Annotated in this window: 12 protein-coding genes; 9 read left to right on the top strand and 3 right to left on the bottom strand. The window is 67.7% G+C overall.

All coding sequences use genetic code 11. The annotated features are described in order from the left end of the window. Positions 1-20: 20 nt before the first annotated feature. Entirely contained in the window at positions 21-1880 is a 1860-nt protein-coding gene (locus tag AAHM44_RS07430) for a CHASE3 domain-containing protein (protein WP_342249552.1), read from the top strand. A 27-nt stretch (positions 1881-1907) separates the two neighbouring features. Here AAHM44_RS07430 and AAHM44_RS07425 read toward each other — a convergent pair whose 3' ends face one another. Then, positions 1908-2363 carry a surface-adhesin E family protein gene (locus AAHM44_RS07425; protein WP_342249551.1) on the bottom strand — a complete coding sequence of 152 codons (456 nt, stop codon included), beginning with the start codon at positions 2361-2363 and terminating at the stop codon, positions 1908-1910. Positions 2364-2434: 71 nt separating this feature from the next. Here AAHM44_RS07425 and AAHM44_RS07420 point away from each other — a divergent pair, with 71 nt between their 5' ends. Beyond that, entirely contained in the window at positions 2435-2626 is a 192-nt protein-coding gene (locus AAHM44_RS07420) for a hypothetical protein (protein ID WP_269572738.1), read from the top strand. Between the two features lie 173 nt (positions 2627-2799). Here AAHM44_RS07420 and AAHM44_RS07415 read toward each other — a convergent pair whose 3' ends face one another. Further along, the gene (locus AAHM44_RS07415; RefSeq protein ID WP_342249550.1) at positions 2800-3546 is read right to left on the bottom strand and encodes a class I SAM-dependent methyltransferase; all 747 of its coding nucleotides are present in this window, start codon (positions 3544-3546) and stop codon (positions 2800-2802) included. A 98-nt stretch (positions 3547-3644) separates the two neighbouring features. Between AAHM44_RS07415 and uvrC the strand changes: the two genes are divergently transcribed. From uvrC to AAHM44_RS07380, 7 genes are all read left to right on the top strand, one after another. Further along, the gene (uvrC, locus tag AAHM44_RS07410; protein ID WP_269572736.1) at positions 3645-5567 is read left to right on the top strand and encodes an excinuclease ABC subunit UvrC; all 1923 of its coding nucleotides are present in this window, start codon (positions 3645-3647) and stop codon (positions 5565-5567) included. Positions 5568-5671: 104 nt separating this feature from the next. Further along, on the top strand, positions 5672-8461 hold the full coding sequence (locus AAHM44_RS07405) for a DUF3857 domain-containing protein (protein WP_269572735.1): 2790 nt from the start codon (positions 5672-5674) through the stop codon (positions 8459-8461). Positions 8462-8523: 62 nt separating this feature from the next. Then, complete coding sequence (locus tag AAHM44_RS07400; RefSeq protein WP_342249549.1) at positions 8524-9480, top strand: polysaccharide deacetylase family protein; 957 nt, start codon at positions 8524-8526, stop codon at positions 9478-9480. Between the two features lie 5 nt (positions 9481-9485). After that, positions 9486-10427: a GNAT family N-acetyltransferase gene (locus tag AAHM44_RS07395; RefSeq protein WP_269576503.1), complete on the top strand. Its 942-nt coding sequence runs from the start codon at positions 9486-9488 to the stop codon at positions 10425-10427. A 119-nt stretch (positions 10428-10546) separates the two neighbouring features. Further along, a complete protein-coding gene (recO, locus tag AAHM44_RS07390; protein ID WP_269572733.1) occupies positions 10547-11278 on the top strand; it encodes a DNA repair protein RecO in 732 nt (243 codons plus the stop codon). Positions 11279-11325: 47 nt separating this feature from the next. Then, positions 11326-12378: a 3-isopropylmalate dehydrogenase gene (gene leuB / locus AAHM44_RS07385; RefSeq protein WP_269572732.1), complete on the top strand. Its 1053-nt coding sequence runs from the start codon at positions 11326-11328 to the stop codon at positions 12376-12378. Continuing rightward, a complete protein-coding gene (locus AAHM44_RS07380; protein WP_269576502.1) occupies positions 12378-13478 on the top strand; it encodes a glycosyltransferase in 1101 nt (366 codons plus the stop codon). The genes leuB and AAHM44_RS07380 overlap by 1 nt, the downstream gene beginning before the upstream one ends. A gap of 36 nt (positions 13479-13514) precedes the next feature. Here AAHM44_RS07380 and AAHM44_RS07375 read toward each other — a convergent pair whose 3' ends face one another. Continuing rightward, positions 13515-14816: a glycosyltransferase family 39 protein gene (locus AAHM44_RS07375; protein ID WP_342249548.1), complete on the bottom strand. Its 1302-nt coding sequence runs from the start codon at positions 14814-14816 to the stop codon at positions 13515-13517. Between the last annotated feature and the right edge of the window lie 122 nt (positions 14817-14938).

Raw genomic sequence — 14938 nt, 5'->3', positions numbered from 1 at the left:
CTCCCGCTGTCGGCAGCGCGTTGCCGCGCGCACAACGGGATCCCGGGCTTGTCGCCCTCCTGATTTCCTTCGCGCTGCTTGCCGCCGCGCTGATCGGCGCGGTGTTCCTGGTACAGGGGCAACGACAGTCGCAGCGCTGGGTGGCGCACACCCTCGAGGTGGAAGAGCAGCTGAGCAGCGTGCTCTCGGTCGTGCAGCAGGCCGAGACCGGCCAGCGCGGCTATCTGATCACCGGCAACGAAGCCTATCTCGAGCCGTTCACGCTTGGCCAGCAGGGCCTGCGCAGCGAACTGGACGAGCTGCACCGGCTGGTGGCCGACAGTCCGGTCGAATCCAAGCGTGCGGCCAGGCTCGACACGCTCGCCACCGAACGGCTTGCCCGGCTTTCCCAGTTCATCGAGATGATCCGGCGCGGGGATACCGCGGGCGTCACCGCCGGGGTGAAGACCGGTGTCGGGCTCAACCAGATGCGGCAGATCCGCGCGCTCATCCTCGAGATGCGCGCGCATGAGGCGGCCTTGCTCGCCGAGCGCAACCGGCACGCCGTGCTGCAGACCAACCTGCTGCTGCTGTGGCTGGCATTGACCGCGATCGGCGTGGCGGTGGTGGCCTTCTTCGTCACGCGCACGGCGATGCGGCGCACCCACGCCGCCGTGCTGGCCCGTGATGCGGCGGAGGCCGCGCACGGCCAGCTGCTCGCGGAGACCGAGCAGCGCGAGGCCGCCGAAGCGCAGCTCCGCCAGCTCGGCAAGATGGAGTCGATCGGCCAGCTGACCGGCGGCATCGCGCACGACTTCAACAACATGCTGGCGATCGTGATCGGATCGCTCGACATGGCCAAGCGGCGGATCCTCAAGGATCCCGCCAAGGCTGCCCAGTCGATCGACAGTGCGCTGCAGGGCGCCGAGCGCGCCGCGCAGCTCACCTCGCGCCTGCTTGCCTTCGCCCGTCGCCAGCCGCTGGCCCCGGCCGCGCTCGACGTGAACCGGCTGGTCGCCGGCATGTCCGAGCTGCTGCGCCGCACGATCGGCGAGACGATCCGCTTCGAGACGGTGCTGGCGGGCGGGTTGTGGCCGGCCTTCATCGATGCGGGGCAGCTCGAGAACGCGCTGGTCAATCTCTGCGTCAACGCGCGCGACGCGATGCCCGAGGGCGGCCGCCTGACGATCGAGACGGCGAACACCCATCTCGACGACGCCTATGCCTCCAGCCACAACGAGGTGGTGCCGGGGCAATATGTGATGGTCTCGGTCACCGACAGCGGCAGCGGCATGCCCGAGGAGGTGATCGAACGCGCCTTCGATCCGTTCTTCTCGACCAAGGAAGTGGGCAAGGGCACCGGGCTGGGGCTCAGCCAGGTCTATGGCTTCGTCAAGCAGTCCGGCGGCCATGTGAAGATCTATTCCGAGATCGGCCATGGCACGATCCTCAAGCTCTATCTGCCGCGCCATTTCGGCGAGGAAGACCGCCGCGCGGTGCCGGCACCCGAGGCCGAGCTGCCGCAGGGCAAGGGCGAAATCATCCTGGTCGTCGAGGACGAGGAGCAGGTGCGGATCATGTCGGTTGATGCGCTGCGCGACCTGGGCTATGTCGTCATCCACGCCTCGGGTCCGACCCAGGCGCTGGCGATGCTCGACGATCATCCGAGCATCGACCTGCTGTTCACCGATATCGTGATGCCCGACATGACCGGCGCGACGCTGGCCGGGCGGGTGCGCGAGCGGCTGCCGCAGGTGCCGGTACTCTACACCACTGGCTATACCCGCAACGCGATCGTGCATAACGGGATGCTCGACCATGACGTCGACTTCCTCGCCAAGCCGTTCAGCATCGGCCAGCTTGCCGCCAAGGTGCGACAGGTGCTCGACCGCGAGGATTGAGCGGGGCGGGCCCGTGCCCGCCCGCGCCTAGAACTGGGTCGGCGCGTGGGTGAACGGGTTGGCCACTGCGGTGCCGCCCTTGCGCAGGCAGGCGAAGTCCATGATCGACTCGTTGATGCTATTCGGCTTCGGCGTCTTGATCTCGTTCAGCGTTTCCGACGGCTCGGTGCGGAGGAATTTGCCCCCCGGCGCATAGAAGCTGTATTCGAGCGTGCGGAAGGTCTTGGCCTGGCAATTGAACTCGGTGCGGATCCTGGCGGCGATGATGCCTTCTCCGATCGGCTGGATATAGACGCTCTCGACATCGCCGATGATCTTGTCGGCAAGCGGGCGCAGGCTGGCCAGATCGACATAGCTCTGCGTGTTGTCGTTGCCGCCGACATGATACCATTGCTGGGCACCAGCGGGCGAAGCGAGCGGCAGAAGTGCGGCGGCTGCGAGCAGGATGCGCATGACGATTTCCCCCAGTTTGCGTGGCGCCATGCTGCCATGACTCCATTCCGGTGCAAAGAGGCGTGCTGGCCGGGCCGGGCCGGGGACGCTAGGGTAGGGGCATGACCATTCAACGCTGGCTCCAGCTCGCCACCGCGCTCACGGCCCTGCTGCTCGTCTTCATGATCGGGGTCATCTGGCACGGCATGGCGCAGGAGCATCGCCGCGCGAACGACATCGGCGCGCGGACCGAGGCAACGATGAAACGCATCGAGGCGCGGGCGAACGCGCTGGAGAATGCGGCGGGGCGGTAGGCGCAGGGCATTAGCCGGCCGTCCGTTCCGTCATGCTGAACTTGTTTCAGCATCCAACCCTCCACCAACGATATCGCCAGTGGAAAGTTGGACCCTGAAACAAGTTCAGGGTGACGATGGGTTTGCCGAAGCAAACCGCCGACATAACGGGACGGGGCGCGGGGCCCGCCGTGTCACTTCGGCTTGCGGAACTTGTAGATGAACTGGTCGGTCTTGCCGCGGATCTCCGGGGTGAAGACGTTCGCCGTATGCGGGTCGGTGGCGTTGCGCAGCAGCGGCAGTTCGCCTTCGAACTTGAAGCCGACGCTCTCGATCTCGGCGCGGGCGGCGGTGGGATCGATGCGGTGCAGCGTCTGCGGCGCGGCGAAGTCCGGATCGGCGTTGGCGACATGGTCGACCACCAGCAGCACGCCGCCGGGCTTGAGCGAATCATAGAGCTTCTTCGCGATCGCCTTGGCCGAACCCGCGGGCCATGCCTTGAGGTGCATGTCGTGCCAGTTCTGCACCGTCACGATCGCGTCGAGCGGTTCGGGAAAGGCGAAGCTCTGCAGGCTGTCGCTCGACGGCACGACATTGGCGCGGCCTTCCACGGCCGCCTTCTGCTCATCGGCATAGGCCGCGCGGAACTTGATGAACTCGGCGGGCTGGTAGGCATAGACCTTGCCCTTGGCGCCCACCGTCGGCGCGAGGATGCGCGTCCAGTAGCCGCCGCCCATGATGAAGTCGGCGACCTTCTCGCCCGGTGCAATTTCGGCGAAGGCAAGGATCTCGCCGGGGTGGCGGGTGGCGTCTCGATCCTTGTCGGCCTGCGGGCGGCCGGCATCGGCGAGCCCCTTGGCGATGGGGACGGGGACGGTCTGGGCGTGCGCGGCGATCGGGCCGGCCAGCGCGAGCAGCGCGGCGGACAGGGCGAGTTTCATTGGACGACTCTCCTCCATGTGTTTGAGGCGAGCATGACACATTGATGTGGCCGTTCAAGTTGCCTGCGACGAAGGCGGACCCTAAATCCCGTGCGACGATGTCCGATCCCAATTCGCCCAACCGATTCAACGAAGAGACCGCCACCTTCGCCGTGCGCGGCGTCGATGCGCCCGACCTCGAGGCCGGCGTCGCCGCGATCCGCAACGTGCTGAAGACGCTGCCGGCGCGGCCGGGCGTCTATCGGATGCAGGATGCGCGCGGCGATGTGCTCTATGTCGGCAAGGCGCGGGCGCTCAAGAACCGGGTGACCAACTATACCCAGGTCATGCGCCTGTCGAAGCGGCTGCAGCGGATGGTGGCGCAGACGCGGTCGATGACGATCGTCACCACCAACAACGAGGCCGAAGCGCTGCTGCTCGAAGCGCAGCTGATCAAGCGCTTCCGCCCGCCCTACAACGTACTGCTGCGCGACGATAAGTCGTTCCCGTTCATCCTGCTGCGGCGCGACCACGATTTCCCGCGCATCCAGCTCCACCGCGGCGCGCGCAAGGTGAAGGGCGATTATTTCGGCCCGTTCGCGGGTGCCGGACAGGTGCGCAAGACGCTCAACGCGCTGCAGAAGCTGTTCCTGCTCAGGAGCTGCACCGACAGCTTCTTCAACACGCGCGACCGGCCGTGCCTGCTCTACCAGATCCGCCGCTGCTCGGCGCCCTGCGTCGATCGCATCGAACCGGCTGCCTATGAGGAGCTGGTCGATGACGCGCGCGACTTCCTGATGGGCAAGTCGACCAAGGTGCAGGCCAAGCTCGGCGCGCAGATGCAGGACGCGGCGGAAGCGCTCGATTTCGAGCTGGCGGCGATCCTGCGCGACCGGCTGAAGGCGCTGACCTTCATTCAGGGCAGCCAGGCGATCAATGCCGAGGGGGTGGGCGATGCGGATATCTTCGCGCTCGCCAGCAAGAGCGGCGTGATGGGAATCCAGGCCTTCTTCATCCGCGGCGGCCAGAATTGGGGGCATCGCAGCTTCTTCCCGGCGCACACCAACGAGGTTTCAGAGGACGAGGTGCTCGCCGCGTTCCTGATGCAATTCTACGAGGAAGTGCCGCCACCGAAGACGATCTTCGTCGATCGCGACCTGGAGGAAGCGGCGCTGCTCGCCGAAGCCCTGCGGGAACGTGCCGGGCACAAGGTGGCGCTGGGCGTGCCGCAGCGCGGGCCGCGCCGCCGCCTGCTCGACCAGGCAAAGCGCAATGCCGTGGAAGCGCTCGACCGGCGGCTGGCCGAGGGGACGACCCAGGCCAAGCTGCTCGCCGAAGTGGCAGACCTCTTCGAGCTGCCCGAGCCGCCCGAGCGGATCGAGGTCTACGACAACTCGCACATCCAGGGCACCAATGCGCTGGGCGCGATGGTGGTGGCGGGCCCCGAGGGCTTCCAGAAGAACCAGTATCGCAAGTTCAACATCAAGCGGCCCGAGACCGTGGCCGGCGACGATTACGGGATGATGCGCGAAGTGCTCAGCCGGCGCTTCGCCCGCGCGGTGGAGGAGGATCCGGACCGACAGGGCGGCACCTGGCCGGACCTGGTGCTGCTCGACGGCGGGCGGGGGCAGTTGAATGCCGCCAGGGCGGTGCTCGAGGAGTTGGGCATCGAGGATGTCTGCCTGGTCGGTGTCGCCAAGGGACCGCATCACGGGCGCGAGGGCCGTGAGGTGTTCCACCTGATGGACGGGCGCGAGCTGATGCTGCCGGTCAATTCGCCCTTGCTGTTCTATCTCCAGCGGCTGCGCGATGAGGTGCACCGCTTCGCGATCGGCGCGCACCGCGAGAAGCGCGCCAAGGCGATCGGGGCGAGTCCGCTCGACGAGGTTCCGGGCATCGGCCCGGCGCGCAAGAAGGCGCTGTTGATGCATTTCGGCACGGCCCGCGCGGTGCGCTCGGCGAGCCTGGAGGACCTGCAAAAGGCGCCGGGGGTCAGCGCCGGCGTGGCGCAGCAGGTCTATGATTATTTCCACGCGCGCTGAGCTGGAAACACTAAAGCACCATTTCTGCACAGATAATCCGCCCATCCTCGCTTGTGGCGGCAAGGCGGCGCGCTAGATTTCCCATCAAATTCGGGGGGATCATCTTGCGTACCATTCTGTCGTCGTTCGCGCTCGCCCTGCTGGCGGGCACTGCCCATGCCAGCGACCAGCCGCTGTACCAGCCGGCGCCCGCCTGGGTGCAGCCGGCCCCGGCGATCGACATCAAGGCGGTGACCGCCGACGATCCCATGATCCTGCGCATCGACCAGCAGCAGAAGCTGCAGGGCGACGAAGTCTGGGCCTATGCCGACATGATGCTCCACATCGCGTCGCCGGAGGTCCTCACCCAGGCGGGCACGCTGCAATTCCCCTGGGAGCCGACCAGCGGCGACCTGATCGTCCACAGCGTGGAGATCCTGCGCGGCGGCGAGACGATCGATGTGCTCAAGGCCGGGCAGAAATTCACCGTGCTGCGCCGCGAGCAGATGCTCGAACGCGCGCAGATGAACGGGCTGCTCACTGCGACCATGGCGGTGGAGGGGCTGCGCGTGGGCGATGTGCTGCGCGTCGTGATCTCGACGGTGCGTCGAGACCCCGCGCTGGGTGGCCGGCTGCAGACCATGGCACCGCTGATCGCCGCGCCCGCGCCGGTGAAATATGGTCATCTCCGGGTGATCTGGCCCGAGGCGATGAAGGTGAACTTCAAGTCGCAATATCTGCCCGACACCTTCGTGCCGATCAGCCATGACGGCTTTCGCGAGATCGGCGTGCTGATGCCGTTCCCGGAACCGGAGGAAGTACCGGGCGACGCGCCGCTGCGCTTCCGCCCGTTGCCGCTGTTCGAGGCGACGACCTTTGCCGGCTGGGAGGAAGTGTCGCGGACGATGGCGCCGCTCTACAAGACCGATGGCACGATCGCGCCCGACGGCCCGATCGCCGCCGAAGTGGCGAAGATCGCGGCCGCTTCGAGCGATCCGCGCACCCGTGCGGCGATGGCGCTGCAGCTGGTGCAGGAGCAGGTGCGCTACCTCTATCGCGGCATGGACGGCGGCAATTATGTGCCGCAGACGCCGGCCCAGACCTGGACGCTGCGCTATGGCGACTGCAAGGCGAAGACGCTGCTGCTGACCGCGCTGCTGCGCGCGCTGGGGATCGAGGCCGAGCCCGCGCTGGTCAATGCGACGCTGGGCGACAATGTGCCCAACCGGATGCCGGCGCCGTCCGCCTTCGACCATGTGATCGTTCGCGCGACGATCGGCGGGCAGGTGCTGTGGCTTGACGGCACGGCGCTGGGCAGCCGCCAGGCCGACCTCGATGACGTGCCGCCGTTCCGCAACGCGCTGCCGCTGCGGGTGGCGGGCGCCGGGCTGGAGAAGATGCCGCTGCGCGCCAATGCCCGGCCCGATGCCTCGGTCGATGTCGAGCTGGACGGGCGCGCCGGCGTAAACCTGCCCGCGCCCTTCACGCTGCGCGCCGAGTTGCGCGGGCAGAGCGCGATGATGCTCCGCTTCTCCGCGCAGATGGGCAAGGAGAAGGCCGCCGAGATGGCGGATGCCACGGTCGGCCAATATGTCGCCAACGCTCAGGTCAGCGAACGCAATGTGCGCTATGACGAGGCGAGCGGCGCGACGATCCTCACCGCGTCGGGCATTTCCTCGCCGGGCTGGACGAAGGAGGATGGCCGTTATCGGCTGGGCCTCGATACCGCGGTGAGCAGCGTCGAGTTCGCCCCCGATCGCAGCAAGCCCGAATGGGCCGCGATCCCGGTGAGCAGCGGCGACCCCGGCAGCACGCGCGTTCGCACCCGCATCCGCCTGCCCGGAAGCGGCGCCGGCTTCGTACTCGAAGGCGACCAGACGCTGCCCGCCAGCCTGGCCGGGGCGGCGCTGAGCCGCAACGTCCAGCTTGCCGGCGAATGGGTGACGGTGGAGGATCGTGCCACCACCGGCGTGCGCGAGATCGCGTCCGGCGACATCCCGACAGTGCGCGCGCAGGTGGATGCGGCCAAGCTGCGGTTGCTCAAGCTCGACGCGCCCGAGGATACGCCGCCCTATTGGAAGGCGATCGCGCCGGCGCGGGCAGGCAAGCTGCTCGATCCGGTACTGGCGGTCTATGCCAAGCGCATCGCCGACAAGCCCAACGAAGTGGAAGGCTATTCGGCCCGTGCGACCTTCCTCGAGAGCATCTATGACCGCAAGGCGGCGCTGGTCGATGTCGACAAGGTGATCGCGCTGGCCCCGAGCGCCGACAATTATCTGTGGCGCGCCCGGCTGCGGATGGCGCTGGGTGACGACGTCAAGGCGCTGGAGGACATGAAGAAGGCCCGCGCGCTCGAGCCGGGCTCGGCGGCGGCGCTCGACGGCTATGCCCGGCTTCGCGCCGATCATGGCGGTGCCGACGAGGCGCTGGCACTGGTCGCCGAGCGGATGAAGACCGCGGGCAAGGACAGGAACGACCTGTTGATGCTGCAGTCGAGCCTGCTCGGCGATGCCGGCAAGCCGACCGAGGCCGTTGCGGCGATCGACGCGGCGATCAAGGCGACCCCGGGCAATCCTTCGCTGCTCAACCAGCGCTGCTGGATCAAGGGTACGCTCAACGTCGCGCTCGACACCGCGCTCAAGGACTGCACCAAGGCGATCGAGCTGGCCGACTCTTCGGCGGCCATCCTCGACAGCCGCGGGCTGGTCTATTTCCGGCTCGGACGGATGGACGATGCGATTGCCGATTTCGACGCGGCGCTCGACCAGGCGCCGGGCATGGCGGCGAGCCTCTACATGCGCGGGGTGATCAGGACGAAGACCGGCGCGCCCGGTGCGGCCGACGATCTCGCCGCCGCGCGGATGATCTCTCCGCGCATCGACGAGGATTATGCGAAGTACGGAATCAAGCCCTGATGCGGCCCGGGATGCGGTGGGGCGTTGGCTAAATCTTCACGCCCCTGCGTTAAAGGGGCGGAATGGCTACCCGGGTCTTCATCACGATCGACACCGAGATCATGTGGCGGCACCACGTCGCCGGTCTCGATGTCGATACGATCGTCCAGCGTTCGCTGGAGCCCGCCAATGTGGGGGTCGGCTGGCAGCTGGAGCAGCTGGCCAAGCACGGGCTCAAGGCCTGCTTCTTCGTCGATCCTATGCCGGCGCTGGTCTATGGCCTCGACCCGATCAAGCGCGTGGTCGGCGCGATCCTGGAGGCCGGGCAGGAAGTACAGCTGCACCTCCATCCCAACTGGACCGGGGCGCATGCCGGAGACGGCGGCGCGACCTATGGCGCGTTCGAGCTGATCGACTACAGCTTCGAAGAGCAGGTGAAGCTGATCGAAGGCGCGTCCGACATGCTGGTCGCGGCGGGCGCGCAGGAGCCGGTGGCGTTCCGCTCGGGCAGCTATTCGGCGAGCGACGACACGCTGGGCGCGCTGGCGCAGCTCGGCTTCGTCTATGACAGCAGCCATAACGGCTCCGAGCATCCCTGGCCGAGCGCGATCAACCTGGGTCCGTGCCAGATCGCGCCGATCGAGCATCGCGGGATCGTCGAGGTTCCAGTGACCCTGATCGAGGATCGCGCCGGGCATTTGCGCCATTTCCAGATCTGCGCGCTCTCGGCGGGCGAGATGCGCGCGGCGCTCGACCATGCCGTGGTGCGCAGCCATTCGGCAGTCACGATCGTCAGCCATGGGTTCGAGCTTGCAAATCGCGCCGGGACGCGGCCTAACGCTGTCCATGTACGGCGCTTTCAGGCGCTGTGCCGCATGTTGGCCAGCCGCCGGGGGGTGTTGGTGACCGAACATTTCGCAGACCGTCCGCGCATGGCGCTGGGCCAGGACGACGCACCCCTCGGGCCGAGCCTGCTCCGCACGCGCTGGCGCCAGGCCGAGCAGCTCTGGTCGAACCTGGTCGAGGAGCGTGCCGCGTGAACGCGATGAGCGAAGTCACCGCCGAAATGCCGCAGGCAAAGCCGACCAGCCTCAAGTTCGAGATCGGCGCCCGCACGCTGGCGACGATCCAGCGCGCGCTGGTGCGCCTGCCGCTGACGCTCGACGAGGCCCGGGCGGACCGGTTGCCGGTGCTGCCCCAGCTGCCGCGCGAGGCGCATGGCTATGTCGTTACCTCGCTGCCCGAGCATCTGGTGCCGGGGCTGGTCAAGGCGTCGGGCGACATGCTGCCCTTCATCCGCCAGCGCTACACGCGCTACTTCACCGAGTTCGGCATCGGCTTCGATGCGTGGTGGAACGGGCTGTCGTCCAACGCGCGCCAGGGCATCAAGCGCAAGGCCAAGAAGATCGCGGCCGAGAGCGGCGGCGAGCTGGATGTGCGTGCCTTCCGCGAGGCGCATGAGCTGGAAGCATTCCATGACGTCGCCCGGCGGATCTCGCTGAGGACCTACCAGGAGCGTCTGCTCGGCTCGGGCCTGCCCGACAGCGCCGAGTTCATCGCGACGATGCTGGCGCAGGGCGCGGCGGGGCAGGTCCGCGCCTGGCTGCTCTACATCGCGGGCGAGCCGGCGGCCTATCTCTATTGCCCGGTGATCGAGGGCGGCGTGGTGATCTATGCCTATGTCGGGCATGATCCGGCGTTCAACGACCTGTCGCCGGGCGCGGTGCTCCAGCTCGAGGCGATGCGCGACCTGTTCGAGGAAGGCGCGTTCGCGCGCTTCGACTTCACCGAGGGCGAAGGCCAGCACAAGCGCCAGTTCGCCACCGGCGGCGTGGACTGTGTCGACCTGTTCCTGCTGCGCCCCTCGCTCGCCAACCGGGTGACGATGGCCGCGCTGGGCGGGTTCAACCGCGGGGTCGCGGGCGTGAAGGCGCTGGTGAAGCGCGCCGGGCTGGAGAAAGCGGCGAAGAAGGTGCGGCGGGGGTGATTGCTCGGTCATGCCGGCCTTGAGCCGGGATCCCGCTTCTTCTTTCCGAGGGCACGACAGCGGGACCCCGGCTCGAGGCCGGGGTGACGGTTGGAGTTAGGCGGGCTAATCCCGTTGCAATGCATCTCCGCGCCGAAGCCATCATCCTCTCCGTTCGCGCGCATGGCGAGCATGGGGCGATTGTGCGGGCGTTCACCGAAGCCGACGGCGTGCAGCCGGGCTATGTCCGCGGCGGGCATGGCCGGACGCTGCGGCCGGTGCTGCAGCCGGCCAACCTCGTCCATGGCGAATGGCGCTCGCGGACCGAGGACGCGCTGCCCGGGCTGACGGTGGAGCTGCTCCATAGCCGTGCCGCGATGTTCTCCGAGGCCTTGCCGGCCGCCGCCTTCCAATGGGCGACCGCCCTCAGTGCCTTCGCCCTGCCCGAGGGGCTGCCCTATCCGCGGCTCTATTCCGCGCTCGACGGCGTGCTGGCGGCGATCGAGGTGGCGCCGGCGGCGCGCGGCTGGGCAGTGGCGTTGGTCCGCTACGAGCTGCTGCTGCTCGCCGAGCTCGGCTTCGGTCTCGACCTTGAGCATTGCGCCGCCACCGGCCGCAACGACGACCTCGCCTATGTAAGCCCCAAGAGCGGCATCGCGGTCAGTCGGCTGGGCGCGGAGGGCTATGAGAACCGGCTGCTCCGCCTGCCGCGCTTCCTGGTCGAGGGCGGCGAGGCGGCATGGGACGATATCCTCGACGGATTGAAGCTCACCGGCCATTTCCTCGAGCGCGATGTGCTGATCGGAAAGGGTGCCGAGCTGCTTGCCGCCCGCGCAAGGCTGGTCGACCGGTTGAAGCGCGCTGTTGCCTAAGCGCCACAACAGCGGCAAAGCGGGCGCCGTAGACGTGGGAGCTTGCATTGCCGCTGATTGCTGTTCTTCCCGGTGACGGGATCGGTCCGGAAGTTACGCGCGAGGCGCGCCGGGTTCTGGAAGCCTTGGCCCTGGGCCTCGATTTCGAGGAGGCGCCGGTCGGCGGCGCGGCCTATCTGCTCACCGGACGGCCGCTCCCCGAGGAAACCCTCGCCCTCGCCAAGAAGGCCGATGCCGTGCTGTTCGGCGCGATCGGCGATCCGCGCTTCGAGGCGCTGGAGCGCCGCCTGCGCCCCGAAGCGGCGCTGCTCGGCATCCGCCGCGAGCTGGGCCTGTTCGCCAATATCCGCCCCGCGACGCTGTTCCCGGCGCTGGCCGACGCCTCGCCGCTAAAGCCCGAAGTGGTGGCGGGCCTCGACCTGGTCATCGTCCGCGAACTGGTCGGCGACGTCTATTTCGGCGAGAAGGGCCGCCGGCAGACGCCCGAGGGCCTGCGTCAGGGCTTCGACATCATGAGCTACAATGAGATCGAGGTGGAGGCGATCGCCCGCGTCGGCTTCGAAATGGCCAAGCGCCGCAAGAAGAAGCTCTGCTCGGTCGACAAGGCGAACGTGCTCGAGACGTCGCAGCTGTGGCGCGACGTGGTCAACGAGCTGTCGACCGAATATCCCGACGTGCAGCTGACCCACATGTATGTCGACAATGCCGCCATGCAGCTGGTCCGCGCGCCTGCGGCGTTCGACGTGATCGTCACCGGCAATCTGTTCGGCGACATCCTTTCCGACCAGGCGAGCATGTGCGCCGGCTCGATCGGCATGCTGCCCTCGGCCTCGCTGCGCGCGTGGAGCGGAGACAATGGCATGTACGAGCCGATCCACGGCTCGGCACCCGACATCGCCGGACAGGGCAAGGCCAATCCCTGCGGCGCGATCCTCTCGGCGGCGATGCTGCTGCGCCATTCGCTCGGCAATGAGGAAGCGGCGCTCAAGGTCGAGCGCGCGGTCGGCGAGGCGCTTGCCAAGGGCGCGCGCACGGCCGATCTGGGCGGGTCGATGTCGACCAGCGAGATGGGTGACGCGGTGCTCAAGGAGCTCGTGTGATCCCTGCGCAGCTCGAGCTTGCGGTCGTCATCCCGACCTTCAACGAGCGCGCGAACGTGCCGTTGCTGATCGAGAAGCTCGATGCGGCGCTTGCGGGACGGAACTGGGAAGCGATCTTCGTCGACGACAACAGCCCGGACGGGACGGCGGATGCCGCCCGCGAACTGGGTCGTCGCGATCCCCGGGTAAGGGTGATCCAGCGGATCGGCCGGCGCGGGCTGTCGAGCGCGTGCATCGAGGGGATGTGCGCCACCGCGGCACCCTTCGTGGCGGTGATCGACGGCGACCTGCAGCACGACGAGACGCTGCTGCCCAAGATGCTCGACGCACTGGAAGGCGATGACGCGCTCGACGTGGTGATCGGCTCGCGCTTTGTCGATGGCGGCGGCACCGGCGAATGGGACGAGGAGCGCGTGGCGAAGTCGGCGCTCGCGACCAGGCTCTCGCGCAAAGTGCTCAAGGCCGATCTGTCGGACCCGATGAGCGGCTTCTTCATGATCCGCACCGGCATCGTCCGCGACCTGGTGCCGACGCTCTCGGCGATCGGCTTCAAGATTCTGCTCGACATCATGACGGCGTCGCACCGGCCGCTGAAGTTCCTGGAGCTGCCGTACGTGTTCCGCACCCGGGCATTGGGCGAGTCCAAGCTCGATTACGTCGTGGCGATGGAATATCTGATCGCGCTGTACGACCGGATGTTCGGGCGCGTCGTGCCGGTGCGCTTCGTGATGTTCTCCGGCATCGGCGCGCTGGGCGCCGGGGTGCATTTCCTGGTGCTGGCGCTGTTCTTCCGCGGGATGGCCTGGCCGTTCGTCGGCGCGACGATCCTGGCGACCGTGATCGCGATGACCTTCAACTTCTTCCTCAACAACGCGCTCACCTATCGTGAGCAAAGGCTGAAGGGGCCGGGGCCGCTGCTGGCGGGCTGGGCGAGCTTCTGTGTGGTGTGCGGCGTGGGCGCGGCGGCCAATGTCGGCGTCGCGGCGTTCCTGCACAACGTCCAGCATGGCGACTGGCGCTTCGCGGCGCTTGCCGGGATCGCGGTGGCGGCGGTGTGGAACTTCGCGCTGTCGTCGCGCTTCGTCTGGGGGCGGTACTGACCTCATTCCCCCCCTGAAAGGGAGGGGAGTGTCAGCCTACCGCCAGCTGCCCAGCCACATCCAGTGGGTGAACCCCTGGCTGTCGGCCAGCGGCGCGCCCGAGAGAATCGGGTAGAAATAGCCGAACACCAGCAGCGACAGCGCGGCGAACCATTCCTCCCAGCCGCGGTTCCGGCCGCGATCGAAATGCTGGAAGGCGATCGGGATCGCCATGCACAGGAAGATGCTGCTCGGGTGGTAGTAATAGAAGAAGCCGATCGACTTGGGGATCACCACATAGATCGCCAGGCTCCCGGTCCATAGCAGCGCGACCGACAGCGGCTTGATCGCCCTGTCCCTGAACCAAGCCCAGTAGCAGGCGGCGACCGCGACCAGCCCGCCCCACAGGATCAGCGGGTTGCCGATCAGCAGCACGCCGCGCTGTGCACCGCGATCCCACTCATAGAAATACCAGATCGGCCGCAGCATCAGCGGCCAGCTCCACCAGCTCGACTGATAGGTGTGGTGCGGCAGGATCTGGGTCTGCATCTGCCACATGTGGATCTGCTGGCTGAACAGCGCGCCGAGCGAAGTCAGCGGATCGGTGGTGTAGAAGAAGGCCGGGGTGAAGGTGAGGAAATAGGTGACCACGCTCACCACGCCCATCGCCAGGATCGCCGGGATGGCGGGCAGGCCGGCCCAGTGGCGCTGGTCCTTGCCCGAAAGCGCCGAGAGGATCGGCTTCCTCGCCAGCCGGGCGTCGCGGGCACGGATGACGAGGAAGGAGAGGGCGGCAAGCACGATATAGGGCACGCCGGCCCATTTGACCGCGGTGACGCAGCCGAGCAGCGCGCTGCCCGCGATCCAGCGCCACCACACCGCCTTGCCTGTGCCCTGCATCGCCCAGAGCAGCATCACGATCGCCCAGACCAGGAAGGCGCCCAGGAAGATGTCGAGCATGCCGGTGCGCGCCTGGACGTAGACGGTCTGGTTGAGCATCGTCAGCACCGCGCCGACCACCGCCGCGCGCATGTTGCCGACGAGCAGCCACAGGAAGGCGAACACGCCGAGCACGGTCGCTGTGCCGAACAGGGTCGAGGCGATGCGCCAGCCGAACGGATTGTCGCCGAGCAGCGCCATCCCGGCCGCGATCAGCTCCTTGCCGAGCATCGGATGCTCGACATTGCGCGGGCCCGACAGGTCGAGCAGCGCCTGCGCCGCGGGCAGATAATGCACCTCGTCGAACATGATGACGCTGGGCTGGTCGAGATGGACCAGGAACAGCGCCTGGGCGACGATGGCGAGCAGCGGGGCGACGAGCCAGGGGCGGGTGCCAAGGGCCTTGAGGCGATCGAGCATGGCGCGTTGGATAGCCGACCGTTTCGTGGCCGTCATGCTGAACTTCGCACCCGTATTTGATCGCTCCCCGGGGCAAGCCCGGGGGCCGGGGTTGTGTGGCGGCAGGGCCCGGGCCCCGGGGG

The organism is Sphingomonas sp. OTU376 (genome assembly GCF_038440415.1).
GTDB classification, from domain to species: domain Bacteria; phylum Pseudomonadota; class Alphaproteobacteria; order Sphingomonadales; family Sphingomonadaceae; genus Sphingomonas; species Sphingomonas kyeonggiensis_A.
Note: the sequence above shows the minus strand (reverse complement) of the source record. Positions and strands in the feature narration are given on the sequence as shown.